Raw genomic sequence first — 15,199 nt, 5'->3', positions numbered from 1 at the left:
ATAATTCCCATACTTCATTGTTTGATATGACACTTACTAAATCAGCCAAACCACTTTTACATCCCGATCTCGAATTGCCAGCAAGAGAAGTTGCACTGCGACTCGACACCGATCTAGAAAAAGGCTTGAGAGCAACAGCAGTCGTCGATCGTCTAGTTCTGTATGGCTTTAACGAACTGGCAGCTAAACCGGGAAAACCTGCTTGGCTGCGGTTTCTGCTGCAATTCAATCAGGCGCTGCTCTACATTTTGCTAGTTGCGGGTCTAATTAAGGCACTGTTGGGTTCTTGGACAAATGCGGCAGTTATCTGGGGCGTGACGGTAATTAATGCGATTATTGGCTTTGTGCAAGAGTCGAAAGCAGAAGGAGCGATCGCAGCTTTAGCAAAAGCTGTGACGACGGAAGCTACAGTAGTGCGAGAAGGTCAAAAAATCCGCATTCCTTCCAGAGAATTGGTACCAGGGGATTTGGTACTGCTGACTTCCGGCGATAAGGTTCCGGCAGATTTGCGCTTGGTAACCGTTCGCAATCTGCAAGTGAACGAATCTGCCTTAACCGGAGAATCCCTCCCAGTAGAAAAGCAAACCCACCCGCTGAGTGCGGACACTCCCTTAGCAGAACGGGTAAATATGGCGTATGCGGGTAGTTTTTTGACACTCCTCAGCCTAAAGGCATGAGGATTCTTGGTTCACAGTCCAATCGTAACCCTACAGGATTACTCCAATAGAGCTAGAGGATTGAACTCCCCAAGCTTATAAGATTCGGTCTGCCCGACCGTACTTAGTCCCTTTTGCAAAATGTTAATAGCTGCATTAATGTCTCTATCTTCAACAAATCCACAATGATTACAAATATGAGTTCTAGTTGATAGAGACTTCTGCACCTTTTCGCCACAGTTAGAGCAATTTTGACTGGTATTGTGAGGAGCAACAGCAATAGTTATCTTCGCGTATTTGTAGCCTCATGTCTGTTGAATTGCCCATAATAAAAAAACCTCACAGAGTTGTTGCGTAGGGACAAGGCATCAGAGATTTCTCGGACAAACAGATAACTTTGATCTTGCCGTGTCCCGGCTTCTAATTATGGGTAATCTTAAGGACATGATATAATTCATACCCAATCCGCTTCTAATACTCCCTTTTGTAACGAACCGCGAAGACGCGAAGAGCGCGAAGGAAGAAGGAAGAAGGAAGAAGGAAGAAGGAAGAAGAGAAAGAATATAAAGGGGGTAGTCATATCATGTCTGTTGAATTGCCCATAATAAAAAAACCTCACAGAGTTGTTGCGTAGGGACAAGGCATCAGAGATTTCTCGGACAAACAGATAACTTTGATCTTGCCGTGTCCCGGCTGCCAAGCGTGGGTAATCGACCGAATATGATATCACCCCTGATTTTGTATCATTCGCCCTTATAATCATTTTTATCTTGGGAGCAGTAGTCAGAGCAATTGATTGCTTTCTTGGTAAGAACGTCCAATGGGCGTACTGCACATTTTAGATAAAAATTACCTGTAAAGTATCGACAGTTTTTACAAGGTACTTGCTGGAAACGAGCGAAGTTTAAAAAACTCTCCTTCTTGTCACCCATCCTCCTCTTTGATAGCCAAATTACCATGACTGTCAAAATCGCGAACAAGCTAAAACTTCCCCCATAAATCAATGCTTCGTTCGGTTCGGTTATGCTATCTTGCCGATTAACTGATATTTCAGTTTGATATCCCTGCCGAGCATGAGTTCCTCTGGCAGCTTGTAGATTTGAAAATCGATTGGTATCCATATTTTTTACCTCATGGCAATTGGTATCTATTGTGCAAAGCTTCGTGGCAATGTTCCAACTTACATGAAAAGCCTAAAGCTGATGGGAAGATTTAGGGTAACTAAAAAACTTGCAAGGGATGAGCAAGGGCTATATTCATAGGTTTAGCAAAAATCTAAATTTTGTATATCTACCAATAGACTAGCTTGTTAATTAGCTTCTCTGCCAAAAGATAGAATATAAAAAAAAGTTTATTTTTTTTTATGAAACGACTTAAAAGTTAAAGACTGTCCGAATTGTGCCGATAAAAATATCGCCTTTAGTCTCGTTGTGGTCGGGATTGGTCAGATAGATAATACCAGGAATAACTTTAATATTTTCTGTTAGCGGGTATTCATAAAATGCTTCAAAATGAAATCCCGTTCCAGTATCTTCCCGGTCAGCAATTGTATTTTGAATTACTTTTGGTGGCATTCCAAAGCCTAATCCTCCAACGGCATTTTCTTTAAACAAATCGGGGAAAGCAAGATTGACTGCATAATTGATAATGTTAGCGTCTCCATCAATTCTATCAACTCGGTTAGCATCGATATATCCAAACCAACCGCTGATAGCAATTCGAGGGTTTATTTTCCAATAAGCTTCAAAACCATAAGCATTTGATACCAAGGGAACGCCTGTGCCAAAGGGAATATTTGAGAATAAGCTACCCGTGGGATGCAACAGGTTGCCGTCAGGAGAATAGTTGCGAAGATAAGTTAACCCAAATTCTAAATTTGAGGAGGGTTTGAAGGAAAGTTGGGCTAAAGCACTATAGGTACTGCCAAACAATCCTTCTCTAGGAATTGCGGCATTTTCAGCTAAATAACCTAAATCTAAACGAATGGCTGCGTTAAGTTGATAAACTGCTGCTATTCCGGCTGGACTAATAAACCCAATGCGATAAATCGGATTCCGTTCTAAAAAGCGGGAGGGAGAACCTTTGGCACCACCAAAACTGGCGAAAAATGGGTTAACAACAGTGGCGTAATAATGATGAGATGCGGAATTTCCAAATAGATAGAGGTTGAGGCGATCGCTTACGGGAAATCGATATTCTAAAAGGTTCAGATCGAAGCTGTTGTCGGTATTTCCAACTTCAAAGGAAAGGCGCGTTGTATTCGTTCCAGAAACACCATTAAAATTGGGGACTCTGTTGGAAGATTGCAGCCGAACCAGCAATCGATCTTTACCTGTAAAACTGGTAATTAAATTTAATCGAGTGCGATGATTGAATGCCAAGTTAGAATCAATGCGAGTATCGGGGTTGCTATCGGCGGTATCTCCGGTTAAATCGCTGGCAACTAGGACAATAGAACCGCTTAATTTAGTGGTAGTTGAGAATTGATTAGATTCTAGTTCAGTTGCCTTAGTTTCTAAACTTTCGACTCGACCTTGTAAGGCGGCTAACTCAGCAGCGAATTCATTTTGGAGTCGTTGAATTGTTGTAATTTCATCTAAAGATAGTTGGACGCGGATTGTATTTAAACAAGCATTTAATCCAGCGGCAAACTCGTAGCGAGTTAGTCCTCGATTTCCCCGATAGGTGTTATCTGGGTATCCGGTAAGGCAACTATAACGTTCAATTAGCGATCGCAATGCCTCAAATGCCCAATCCGTAGGCTGTACGTCGGATAATTGGGACACGGGGGTAATTTGAGCGCTCGCACGCATCCCAGCAAACTCAGCAGTAGCGATCGCTACGTTCACAATTGCCAGACAAATTATATTTTTAAGCAAGATGATGCACCCAAAGCGATGGAAGTAATATCGTGTCCGGTAGTAGAGACGTTACATGTAACGTCTCTACTCTTACATGTAACGTCTCTACTCTTATGGTTAATTGTGTTTACGGTGTGGGTTTTACCAGTCCCGTTTAAGCGGAAGCGAATTATGTTGATAAACCCGCCATAAGCGCGATGCCGATGCCAGCGGATATGATATATTTCGTGAAATACCGAGGGAGTAATGCGAAGGATTATATCGTTTTCTGGCTGACAAGATTGTCTCAACTTTTTTGCCAATTAAAAATATAACTTTGGGCATAGTTCCTCCATCACATGGTAGGCGATCGCTCCTCCAATAGCCAGATGCGTTCGCTCGTCCCATGATATAGCCTTAGCCGTAAAAGCTGACGTTCGATTTCAACTCCCTAAATAGCAGCAAACGCAGCTATTCTATACTTTTTCTGCCTGATAACCGTCAAATTTTCCCGGAAAAATACAGTGAAATTAAGAGTAAACTCAGGGCGGGTTTTCATTGGATGTGCTTTGGCATTAGGACTTACTTTCACCGCCACTGCCCAACAGCCAGAACAACGAAGAATCGAGCGAGTTGAGGGATATCTAGCAACACCAAAGCGGGTAGAATTCAACGAATCGCTGGTGCAGCAACTGAGATTACCACCGGGATTTCAAATTAGCGTATTTGCCAAAGATTTGGGGAATCCTCGCAATCTTGCGATCGCACCCAATGGAACAGTTTACGTTACCCGCCGCGAACAAAGCGATGTGCTGGCATTGAGAGATACCAACGGAGATGGACGCGCTGACGAAAGGCGCACCGTCTCATCAGGACACAAACAAGTCAATGGCATTACTATCAATCAAAATCGGCTTTATTTTGTTACCGATACCAAGCTGCACGCAATGGATTTGCGTCCGGATGGTACGGAGGGAAATTTGCAAACGCTGATCGATGATATTCCCGATGCCGGACAACATCCCAACCGCACTTTAGCTTTTGGCCCTGATGGAATGCTGTATATTTCTGTAGGCAGTACTTGCAATGCCTGCGATGAACCAAATGACGAACATGCTACTTTGTTGCGGGCAAGATATGATGGTAGTCAGCGCACCATTTACGCTAAAGGATTGCGAAATACAATTGGTTTTGCATGGCATCCTCAAACAGGCGAACTTTGGGGTATGGATCGCGGTTCAGATTGGCGGGGAAACGACCAACCACCAGAGGAATTAAATCCCATTCAACAAGGTGCAAATTATGGTTGGCCTTTTTGTTGGGGCGATCGCCGTCCGGATGTATATTTATCCGCCAATCCTGATGGGATGACTAAGGAAGAATACTGTGCTAAAACTCAAGCGCCAGTTATGACTTATACTGCCCATAGCGCCCCCTTGGCGTTTGTATTTTACACTGCAAATCAATTTCCCCCGGAATATCGGGGCGATGCTTTTGTTACCATGCGAGGTTCTTGGAATCGCAACCCACCTTCGGGATATAAACTCGTGCGAGTGCGGTTTCAAAATGGTCAACCCGTGGCGTTTGAAGACTTTATTACCGGGTTTTTGATCAACGGGGGTGCAGAACAATTTGGTAGACCTGTGGGGTTAGCGATTGCACCCGATGGTTCGCTGTTATTTACTGACGATACCAACGGTGTAATTTATCGCGTGTCCTACACTGTCAGGAGATAGTAAATTAGAAACCGGGTTTCTGCGTCTATCTCTCCTGACAAAGCGACGATTTTTCAGAGAAACCCGGTTTCTTAATTCAATGCTGTCACTTTCTAGTCACATTTAGCTGAGATCCTGAAGATAGGTGGAATCTGGAAGTCTGAAGGGTTATCAATTATCAGCTATACCTCTGAGTGAGGACTGATACAGAGGATTGCAGCCGTATGAGGTACACCGAAGGACAGCGGTGTGCGGGCACCCTTAAGGGTGCCGCTACACAAACAAAGCCTTAAGGCTGTACCAAGACGAGGAAAGCAATCCGCTGTAATTGATAACTCATGTTTCTTGATTCGCTCATGCGATCGCATGACTTTCTGCAATCCAAAGAGTACCGATTATGACAGGTATCATTATTACTTGGTTAGTGACTACAATCAGCTTTTTAATTATTGCCAGATTGCCCTTTCTGGGAATTGAAATCGATAGCTTTGGTAAAGCCGCAATTTCCGCTGCTGTTGTGGGAATCTTGAACGCGATTTTACTCCCAATTCTCAGCTTTGTCACCTTGCCGTTCATTATCCTGAGCGTGGGGTTATTCTTCTTTATTTTGAATGCCATCATTTTTGGCATATCAGCAGCGATCATACCAGGATTTCGCTTAAGGTATGGTTTTTGGAGCGCTTTACTCGGTTCAATTACCTTGTCAATTATTAACACTCTGATTTTGCGGCTTTTGGCAGGAGTTACCTGATAATTTAGGAGTTCGATGCTTATGATAGTTATTTGGTTAGTCACCAGGATTAGTTTCTTGATTATTTCCCGAATCCCTTTTCTAGGACTTGACATAGACAGTTTGGGAAAAGCGGCAATTTCGGCGGCAGTTTTCGGGATATTAAATGCCGTTATGCTGCCGATTATGACAATTTTAACCAGGCGCGTTATCCTCGTTAGTTTGGGATTATTCTTCTTTGTTTTGAATGCGCTCATCTTTGGCATATCAGCGGCGATCGTGCCCGGATTTAGCTTACGTTATGGCTTCTGGAGTGCTTTACTTGGGTCAATTACTTTAGCGATCGTTAACTCGATCCTGTTGACAATTTTGCCACCAGTTTTTTAACAGACTCATGCTTCAATAGACTGGCAAATCAAAAAAGCTGCAACAACCTCTTGTGGGGTGGGCATCCTGCCCGCCCAAACACAAAGGCGGGCAAGATGCCCACCCCACAAGATTGGATAAACTATTTTTGAGGACAAGAATCATGAGAAAGTTTTGGCGAAAATTACTGGGATATTTTCTAGTAGGAATGGGAATGGTAATCCTGTTATTTTCTTGTCAAACCAGACAAGTAACCCAGTCACAACCCACCACAACAACTCCCGCTGCAACTCCAAAAGCGACGCCTACAACCGCACAAACACCTGCTACCTTTCCTCCCGTCGCTTCTGTTAACAGCGAAGCTACTTTGCCAGCAAAACTACCCCCATTACCCTACGGTTTTGGAGCGCTAGAAAAAGCAATTGATGCCCAAACAATGCAATTGCATCACGATAGGCATCACGCCGCCTATGTCAACAACCTCAACGACGCAATAAAACAGTATCCCAACTTGCAAAATAGAAGCGTTGAATCCTTGTTGCGCGACTTAAATAGCGTGCCGGAAAATATTCGCAATACGGTACGCAATAACGGTGGCGGTCACCTGAACCATACGATTTTTTGGCAAATTATGAGTCCCAACGGAGGCGGACAACCAACGGGGGCAATAGCGCAAGAAATCAACCAAACTTTCGGCAGTTTTGATGGCTTTAAGAAACAGTTTAACTCGGCGGGTGGCAATCGCTTTGGTAGCGGTTGGGTTTGGTTAGTGCGTAATCCTGCTGGTCAATTGCAGATCGTGAGTACACCCAATCAAGATAGCCCAATTATGGACGGGAACTATCCAATTATGGGCAATGATGTGTGGGAACATGCCTATTACCTCAGATACCAAAACCGCCGCGCCGAGTATTTAGATAACTGGTGGAATGTGGTGAATTGGGCAGAAGTTAACAGACGCGCCCAAGCTTCTGGGCAACGTAGTTAGGAGATCTATTCCGATGCAAAGTCTCTTGATGCGAAGTCCAATTTTTGTAGCAGTTTGTTGGATAGGGGCATACTTATTTATTACCTTATTGCCCCTGCTGTTGCTGCTAATCTATCCCCCATTTGAAGACCGGGGTTTTTGGCTCGATCTTTCAGTCGCCCTCGGTTTTATCGGGTAGGCGATGATGGCGCTGCAATTTGCTTTAACTGCGCGCATTAATCGCATTGAAGCATCCTACGGGGTTGATATTATTCTTCAGTTTCACCGCTATATTTCCATCGTAGCGGTTGCCTTTATTTTGATTCACCCGCTGATTTTATTTGCGGTAAAACCAGAAACAATCCAATTGTTGAATTTCCTCGAAGCGCCTTGGCGGGCGAGATATGCCGTGTTGTCAACATTGGCGCTAATCGCGTTAATTGCGACCACAATTTGGCGGCAGCAGCTGAAAATTCCTTACGAACCTTGGCGGACTTTGCATGGAGCTTTAGCAGTTGTTGCGCTTGTTTTCGGACTGGTTCATGCTTTGGGAGTGGGTAACTATTTGGGATTGTTTTGGAAGAGTGTATTGTGGTCAGCGCTGATTTTAGGCGCACTCTGGTTATTCGTCTACATTCGCCTCGTGAAACCCTGGTTCATGCTGAAAAAACCTTATTTAGTCGAACAGGTACGCCCAGAACGAGGCGATGTGTGGACGGTGGCGCTACGTCCTAGAGGACATGAAGGTTTTCCCTTCCAACCCGGTCAATTTGCTTGGATTACCCTGGAAATCTCCCCCTATGGGATGCGGGAACATCCTTTTTCCATGTCTTCCAATGGCGATCGCAAGGATATTATCGCATTTAGCATCAAAGCTTTGGGCGATTTTACCAACACAATTAAGGACGTTTTACCCGGAACCAAAGCATATCTTGATGGCGCTTATGGAGTTTTTACCACAGACCGCTATGAAAATTCCGCCGGATTTGTTTTAATTGCAGGCGGTATCGGCATTACTCCGATGATGAGTATGTTGGTAACTGCTGCGGAACGAAAAGACGAACGCCCCTATTTGTTAATTTATGCCAGCAAATCTTGGGACGATATAACCTTCCGCGAAGAACTGGATGAATTAAAGGAAAAGTTAAACCTTACTATCGTCCACGTTCTTAGAAATCCGCCGTCAGATTGGTCGGGAGAAACGGGTTATGTAGACAAAGAATTGCTGGAACGCTACATTCCCGAACGGCGAGGAACGAGGAATTACTTTATTTGTGCCGCACCCAAAATGATGGATCAAGTCGAGGCAGCTTTGCACGAACTTGACGTTCCAGTTACCAACGTTCATTTGGACTTCAATCTCGTCTAATGGCTAATGGCTAATGGCTAATTGCTAATGGATCATGGCTAATGGCTAATAGTTCCAATTCCCAATTCCCAATTACCTATTCTGTTATGCGCTACAGTATCATGCTTCAACTTGTGACGGGCATCACCTTGGTTTTGGTTGGTGCTGCTGCATTATTTGCCTGGATACAAAATCGTCCCAATCCAACTCCAGAAGCTAGGAAAACAGGACTTATACAGCAAGATTAAAAGTCGGTTGGTGCGTTACTAACGCACCCTACAGATAGAGGCTTTCTCGTTTCGGGAGGTTTCTCGTTCCCAGGTTCAACCTGGGAACGAGATTCGGGAGGTTTCTCGTTCCCAGGTTCAACCTGGGAACGAGATTCGGGAGGTTCAACCTGGGAACGAGATTCGGGAGGTTCTACCTCCCCTGGTGCAAGATGTGAGTATTTGAATTAACTAATCTTGAATCTGATAGCGTACCAGTTTCCTGGTTTGCTCAATTGACATGTCTAACTCGTGAGCGATCGCTGTCTCTACCTGACCAACATCGGTAACTGGAAACTCGTATTCCAATTTTTTCAGAGTCGAATCAGTCGTCTTCACCGCAACGATTGTAACTCCTTCGGTCTTATTAATAACAGCTTGAATCAGTACAACTGTCAGGGACAGCTTGACCTCTAATTGGGTATCGGCTTGTAGCTGATTCACCGTGGTGTAAGATCGGCTCAATACCTGCTCTGCCATCAGGTTACCGCCAAACCAAAACAAGAAGCCCAAAAAAGGCAGGGGAAGCCAAAATTCCAGCCCAAGAGAGTGTAATAAATGTAACCAGCGATGGCGAAACATAGAGTGCGAACGCGAGTGCGGAAGGGAGGCATATCCCATTGTCCAATTACCAATAGACTTCTGCAAAAAACAACCTCAAAGACTGCTCGTGTCGCCTATCCCACAAGAATTATTGCAGAGGTCTAATAGACTTCTGCAAAAACTCTTGTGGGGTGGGCATCCTGCCCGCCCCAGCTATTTTTGCCAGCAGTCTAATTATTAATTAGCAATTACCAATTGAGCTTGAAATCCCACCAGTGGAAGACGTTTTACTCAATCTGTTTCTCTACCCTGAACAGTAAAGCGAGCAAGTGGAGGCGAAATCCATGCGAATACTGCTGGTAGAAGACGATCCAAAACAATTGGAACCCTTGTGTGTAGCGCTATCGGGGGCGGGACACATTGTAGATGGTCTGAGTGATAGCGCGATCGCTCAATGGGCATTATCTCAAAGAGAGTACGACCTGTTGATCTTAGATTGGATGTTGCCCCAGATTGGCGGATTGGATCTCTGTCGTCAGTATCGACAAGCTGGCAAAACCGCACCCGTAATGATACTGACAGCAAAAGATACCACCTCTGATAAAGTTACGGGTTTAGATGCAGGTGCTGATGACTATTTGGTCAAACCCACCGATGTATTTGAATTACTCGCAAGGGTGCGGGCGCTATCAAGGCGATCGCCTGTTTGGCAGGGAGATATGCTGGAACTTGCGGATCTGCAACTGCACAAACCAACCCTGACCGCGAAACGAGGAAAGGCAACAGTTGAGTTATCTGTGCGCGAGTTTCAGCTGCTAGAGTACCTCATGCGCCACCCCCGTCAAATTTTAAGCCGCGATCAGATCGAACAAGCCTTATGGGAATGGGGAAGCGAACCAGAAAGTAACGCCATGACCACCCTTGTACGGCGACTGCGGCAACGCTTAAAAACAGTTAATGCAGCAGATTGGATTGAAACAGTTTATGGCATGGGTTATCGAATTAATCCCAAAAATTGAAAACCACAACTTACGCACGACGCTCTTAGAAACCGGGTTTCTGCGTAGACGATTTTTTAGAGAAACCCGGTTTCTTTGCCTAAGTCCTGAAAACTTTGATCGAAGATGCCAAGAGCAAATGCACGTAACGCAATGTTCAACCGTAGCCGTCGCAATTTGGCTCGTTGGTTCACCCTTTCAATGGGCAGTATTCTAGTTGTTTTTAGCGGGGCAATTTACTATCAGGAAGCAAATAAAAACCTAGAGAGACTAGATCAATTGCTCTACAAAAAAGCGAGGGTGATGGCAGCGAATGTAGAGTATGAACTGTATCAAGGTCAAAGTCGCGCAATTCTAGACTCTGTGCCGCTGTTGGGAAATAATCCACCCCCGCCAGATAGTGAAATCATCTACGCGCGTTGGTACGATCGCTCGGGACAATTGAAACAGTTTTTTGGTGCTGCTGCCCCAGAACAGTTAAATGAAACTTGGGAATTTGAAACAATTAAAACTGCCGATAATTACATAGGAGCAAAACCAACCGTTACAGCAGTTTGCAGCCCTATGAGCTACCGCTCTGGTTTGTGTAGCGGCAGCATTAATGCTGCCGCTACACAAACTAGAGCCAATGTGGCTCTACCTCAATCATTTCCAATCCGCTATATTTGGCTGCGTCAGGTAACCCTGCCAGTTATGCACAATGGAAAAGCGATCGGCTATCTCCAAATAGCAATGCCGATGACTCGCGTCCAAGAATCTCTGAGAAACTTTCTTCTAATATTAATATTGACGGTATTAATTGCTTTAGGGGCAACCAGTCTTGCCGGATGGTTTTTGGGGGGACTGGCAATGCGACCTATTCTGGAAGCATACGAACAACTCCAGCGCTTCACTGCCAATGCTTCCCATGAATTACGCGCTCCTTTGGCGGCGATACTCAGTAACGCTCAAGTTGGGTTACTCGCCCCAATTGACGACGGTGCTGCCCAACATTTGCGCCTGGAAAAGATTGCAGATGTTGCCAAGTCGATGAATATCCTGATTGGAAATCTACTATTTTTGGCGCGTAAAACAGGGTGTTTAGCGCCGGAATATTTAAAAGAAATTGACCTAACTGATTTGCTCGCAGAGTTGGTAGATTGCCAAACTACTACTACTGCCGCTCAACATTTGGATTTCAAAAGCGATCTGCCTTTTGAACCGATTATGGTGCAGGCAGAACCAGATCTGCTGCGTCAGGCAGTAGGGAATCTGATCGGCAATGCTTGTAAATATACGCCTGCTGGCGGAATGGTACAGTTGCGCCTGTTTACATCTTCTCATCAGGCAATTATTCAAGTTGAAGATAACGGTATTGGTATTCCCCAAGAAGATTTGCCCCATATTTTTGAGCGATTTTATCGAGTGGATAAGGAACGGGTGCGAGAGACAGGTGGTTTTGGGTTAGGATTGGCGATCGCGCAACAAATCATCGCAGCGCATGGGGGTCATCTGAGCGTGCAAAGTGAAGTGGGACAGGGTTCGATTTTTCAGATCGAACTACCTTTGCAGTACTAGATTGTCACTTTCGAGTCACATTTGTTTTTAATCCTAAATATAGGAAGGTTCCAGCTATATGTAGGGGGAGCATGTCAGGTTTGTAAATTTACGCCGACACCCTGAAGGGTGCGGCTATACAGACGAGAGCCATCCTTCGCGGGCTAAAGCTTTTAAAGCCTGCGAAGGCAGGCTTTGTTTGTGTAGCGACACCATGCGCGGGTGTCGGCTACAAAGTTGACATGCTCCCTATGTAGGGTGCGTTTCAGCGGTGTACGGCACCATTTTCACTCAACTTAATTGACATATCAACTCAGGAGGAAAACGAGATGACCGCAGAAGAAAAAAGACTCGAAGAAGATCGTACCCGCAAAGCTTATTGGCGCAGATGGGGGCCGTATTTAGCCGAACGTCAGTGGGGAACTGTGCGAGAAGATTATAGCTCTTATGGTACAGCTTGGGACTATTTTCCCCACGACCATGCTCGCTCTCGCGCCTATCGTTGGGGGGAAGATGGGATTGCGGGAATTTCGGATAATCATCAAAGGCTGTGTTTTGCGATCGCTCTCTGGAATGGTTGCGATTCCATCCTCAAAGAACGGTTATTTGGACTATCTGGTCCCGAAGGCAATCATGGCGAAGATGTTAAAGAATATTACTTTTATCTTGACAACACTCCCAGCCATGCCTACATGAAATACCTTTACAAATATCCCCAAAAGGCATTTCCTTACACTCAATTAGTCCAAGAAAACCAGCGGCGAGGTTATCGCGATCCAGAATTTGAATTAGTCGATACGGGGATTTTTGACAACAACGAATACTTCGACGTATTTGTCGAATATGCCAAGGCGTCAGACGAAGATATCTTAATTCAAATCGCCATTGTCAATCAAGCTGCTGAAACAAAAAATCTGCATATTTTGCCTACACTTTGGTTTCGCAACACCTGGTCTTGGGAAGAAAATTCTAAAAAACCAATCCTGAGAAAATCTCAATCCAACGTCATCGATGCCTTTCATCCCACTTTGGGGCAACGCTGTCTCTACTGTGAGAATGCCAAAACTCTTTTGTTTACTGAAAACGAAACGAATTACGAGCGGCTTTTTGGCATTAAAAACAATTCTCCCTATGTCAAAGATGGAATTAACGATTGCATTGTCAACAATCAAATAGAGGCAGTTAATCCCGAACAAATAGGAACCAAAGCAGCAGCAGATTACGAATTAACCATTGGGGCGGGATCAACCCAAATCCTGCGGCTGCGCTTAACTGACAATACCGAATTATTAGAACCTTTTGGGACATATTTTGAGGTAATCTTTCACCAGCGAAAACAAGAAGCCGATGAATTTTATCAACGGATTTCCCCAGGGAATTTCTCAGAAGATGAACGCAACGTACAACGACAAGCATTTGCTGGTTTACTGTGGACAAAGCAGTATTATCACTATGTGGTGGAAGACTGGCTAAACGGCGATCCTAACCAACCCCCTCCGGAGCGACAGTATAAGCGAAATCAAGAATGGATCCATCTTTATAATGATGACATTATTTCCATGCCCGATAAGTGGGAATTTCCCTGGTTTGCTGCTTGGGATCTGGCATTTCATACAATCCCATTGGCAACGATCGACCCTGATTTTGCCAAGCGCCAACTCGATCGACTCACGCGGGAATGGTATATGCATCCCAACGGACAAATTCCCGCCTACGAGTGGCATTTTAGCGATGTCAATCCTCCCGTTCATGCCTGGGGAACTTGGCGCGTTTATCAAATTGAGCAGGAAATTTATGGTCGTGCCGATACTGACTTTCTAGAAAGAGTCTTTCAAAAATTGCTGTTGAACTTTACCTGGTGGGTTAACCGCAAAGACAATAATGACAACAACGTCTTTCAGGGCGGATTTTTAGGGTTAGATAACATCGGTATTTTTGACCGCAGTTCCGAGTTGCCGACGGGTGGACATATTGACCAATCTGACGGGACAAGTTGGATGGGAATGTATTGCTTGAACATGCTGGCTATGGCTCTGGAATTAGCCAAAAATAACCCAACTTACGAAGATATCGCCAGCAAATTTTTCGAGCATTTTCTTTATATCGCCGATGCGATGAATCATATCGGTGAAACCAATATTCACTTGTGGGATGACACCGACCAATTTTTCTATGATGTGTTGCACTTACCTCACGGCGCAAGACACCATCTCAAAGTGCGTTCGATGGTGGGATTAGTTCCCCTGTTTGCAGTGGAAACCCTCGAGCCAAATACCTTAGAGAGGTTCCCAGGTTTTAGGAAACGGTTTGAATGGTTGATTAACAATCGCCCCAACCTGCAAAAAAATATCGCTTGTTTAGAAATACCAGGAATCGGATCTAGAAGATTGCTTGCTATTGTCAACCCGGACAAACTCAAATCAATCTTGCAAAGAATGTTAGATGAAACTGAGTTTTTGAGTCCTTATGGCATCCGCTCTGTTTCCAAATACCATGCCGACCATCCCTACATTTTTGAAATTGACGGACAGCCTTATCGGGTTGATTACGAACCCGCAGAATCTACCAGCGGGATGTTTGGTGGAAATTCTAACTGGCGTGGCCCAGTTTGGTTTCCCATGAATTACTTAATTATTGAGTCCTTGCAAAAGTTATACCGTTACTTGGGGGATGAGTTTAAAGTTGAATGCCCCACCGGATCTGGTCAATTCATGAATTTAACAGAAGTGGCAACAGAACTCTCCCATCGACTGATGAGGATTTTCTTAAAAAATGGTACAAATCATCGCCCCGTTCATGGTGGCAATTACCTGTTTCAAACCGATCCTCACTGGCGCGATCTGATTCTGTTTTACGAGTACTTCCACGGCGATAATGGTGCTGGGTTGGGAGCCAATCATCAAACAGGTTGGACTGGTTTGGTGGCAAGTTTGATCCGCAACTGCAATTATCAAAATTGCGGATTATAAATCTCATAGGTGGTGCGTTACGCTATCGCTAACGCACCCTACATAGATAATTGCTGAATCTAAATAGCACTGGTTTGTCACTTTCAGGTCACATTTGTTTTTGACATTAAAGATAGGGAGTTGAATAAACTTCTCCAAAAACTCTTGTGGGATAGGCAAACTCTTGTGGGATAGGCAAACTCTTGTGGGATAGGCAAACTCTTGTGGGATAGGCAAACTCTTGTGGGATAGGCAAACTCTTGTGGGATAGGCAAACTCTTGTGGG

General features: G+C 44.6%; 13 protein-coding genes and 3 pseudogenes. 10 read left to right on the top strand and 6 right to left on the bottom strand.

Features of this window, described 5'->3' with window-relative positions:
• Positions 1 to 26 precede the first annotated feature (26 nt).
• A pseudogene (locus MiSe_RS33350) lies at positions 27 to 656 on the top strand (HAD-IC family P-type ATPase); the annotation flags it as partial.
• A 59-nt stretch (positions 657 to 715) separates the two neighbouring features.
• On the opposite strand, the pseudogene MiSe_RS33345 reads toward MiSe_RS33350, so the two are convergent.
• From MiSe_RS33345 to MiSe_RS33330, 4 genes and pseudogenes are all read right to left on the bottom strand, one after another.
• Positions 716 to 961, bottom strand: a pseudogene (locus tag MiSe_RS33345) (zinc ribbon domain-containing protein); the annotation flags it as partial.
• 438 nt (positions 962 to 1,399) lie between these two features.
• Positions 1,400 to 1,777, bottom strand: coding sequence for a hypothetical protein (locus MiSe_RS33340; RefSeq protein ID WP_226588201.1), 378 nt, complete (start codon positions 1,775 to 1,777; stop codon positions 1,400 to 1,402).
• 252 nt (positions 1,778 to 2,029) lie between these two features.
• A complete protein-coding gene (locus tag MiSe_RS33335) occupies positions 2,030 to 3,535 on the bottom strand; it encodes an iron uptake porin (protein ID WP_226588199.1) in 1,506 nt (501 codons plus the stop codon).
• On the bottom strand, positions 3,520 to 3,819 hold the full coding sequence (locus tag MiSe_RS33330; protein WP_226588197.1) for a hypothetical protein: 300 nt from the start codon (positions 3,817 to 3,819) through the stop codon (positions 3,520 to 3,522). Before MiSe_RS33330 ends, MiSe_RS33335 begins: the two co-directional genes overlap by 16 nt.
• A gap of 201 nt (positions 3,820 to 4,020) precedes the next feature.
• On the opposite strand from MiSe_RS33330, the gene MiSe_RS33325 reads away from it, so the two are divergent.
• The 6 genes and pseudogenes from MiSe_RS33325 (at position 4,021) to MiSe_RS33295 (ending at position 8,870) form a co-directional block, all read left to right on the top strand.
• Positions 4,021 to 5,232 (top strand): PQQ-dependent sugar dehydrogenase, encoded by a 1,212-nt coding sequence (locus tag MiSe_RS33325; RefSeq protein WP_226588195.1) that lies wholly within the window; start codon positions 4,021 to 4,023, stop codon positions 5,230 to 5,232.
• A 376-nt stretch (positions 5,233 to 5,608) separates the two neighbouring features.
• Entirely contained in the window at positions 5,609 to 5,962 is a 354-nt protein-coding gene (locus MiSe_RS33320) for a phage holin family protein (protein ID WP_226588193.1), read from the top strand.
• Positions 5,963 to 5,977: 15 nt separating this feature from the next.
• Positions 5,978 to 6,328 (top strand): phage holin family protein, encoded by a 351-nt coding sequence (locus tag MiSe_RS33315; RefSeq protein ID WP_444980586.1) that lies wholly within the window; start codon positions 5,978 to 5,980, stop codon positions 6,326 to 6,328.
• 142 nt (positions 6,329 to 6,470) lie between these two features.
• On the top strand, positions 6,471 to 7,295 hold the full coding sequence (locus tag MiSe_RS33310) for a superoxide dismutase (protein WP_373872931.1): 825 nt from the start codon (positions 6,471 to 6,473) through the stop codon (positions 7,293 to 7,295).
• Positions 7,296 to 7,308: 13 nt separating this feature from the next.
• A pseudogene (locus MiSe_RS33300) lies at positions 7,309 to 8,643 on the top strand (ferredoxin reductase family protein).
• 41 nt (positions 8,644 to 8,684) lie between these two features.
• Entirely contained in the window at positions 8,685 to 8,870 is a 186-nt protein-coding gene (locus tag MiSe_RS33295; RefSeq protein WP_226588186.1) for a hypothetical protein, read from the top strand.
• A 210-nt stretch (positions 8,871 to 9,080) separates the two neighbouring features.
• Here the strand turns inward: MiSe_RS33295 and MiSe_RS33290 are convergent, their stop codons facing one another.
• Positions 9,081 to 9,470, bottom strand: coding sequence for a hypothetical protein (locus MiSe_RS33290; protein WP_226588184.1), 390 nt, complete (start codon positions 9,468 to 9,470; stop codon positions 9,081 to 9,083).
• Positions 9,471 to 9,775: 305 nt separating this feature from the next.
• Here MiSe_RS33290 and MiSe_RS33285 point away from each other — a divergent pair, with 305 nt between their 5' ends.
• The 3 genes from MiSe_RS33285 (at position 9,776) to MiSe_RS33275 (ending at position 14,934) form a co-directional block, all read left to right on the top strand.
• A complete protein-coding gene (locus tag MiSe_RS33285; protein ID WP_226588182.1) occupies positions 9,776 to 10,450 on the top strand; it encodes a response regulator transcription factor in 675 nt (224 codons plus the stop codon).
• Between the two features lie 105 nt (positions 10,451 to 10,555).
• On the top strand, positions 10,556 to 11,986 hold the full coding sequence (locus MiSe_RS33280; protein ID WP_226588180.1) for a sensor histidine kinase: 1,431 nt from the start codon (positions 10,556 to 10,558) through the stop codon (positions 11,984 to 11,986).
• Positions 11,987 to 12,294: 308 nt separating this feature from the next.
• Positions 12,295 to 14,934, top strand: a complete 2,640-nt coding sequence (locus tag MiSe_RS33275; protein ID WP_226588178.1) for an MGH1-like glycoside hydrolase domain-containing protein — start codon at positions 12,295 to 12,297, stop codon at positions 14,932 to 14,934.
• Between the two features lie 3 nt (positions 14,935 to 14,937).
• Here the strand turns inward: MiSe_RS33275 and MiSe_RS33270 are convergent.
• A partial coding sequence (locus tag MiSe_RS33270) for a hypothetical protein (protein ID WP_226588176.1) occupies positions 14,938 to 15,199 on the bottom strand: 262 nt, incomplete at its 5' end.

The sequence above is a fragment of the Microseira wollei NIES-4236 genome (assembly GCF_020521235.1).
Classification (GTDB): Bacteria; Cyanobacteriota; Cyanobacteriia; order Cyanobacteriales; family Aerosakkonemataceae; genus Microseira; species Microseira wollei.
Note: the sequence above shows the minus strand (reverse complement) of the source record. Positions and strands in the feature narration are given on the sequence as shown.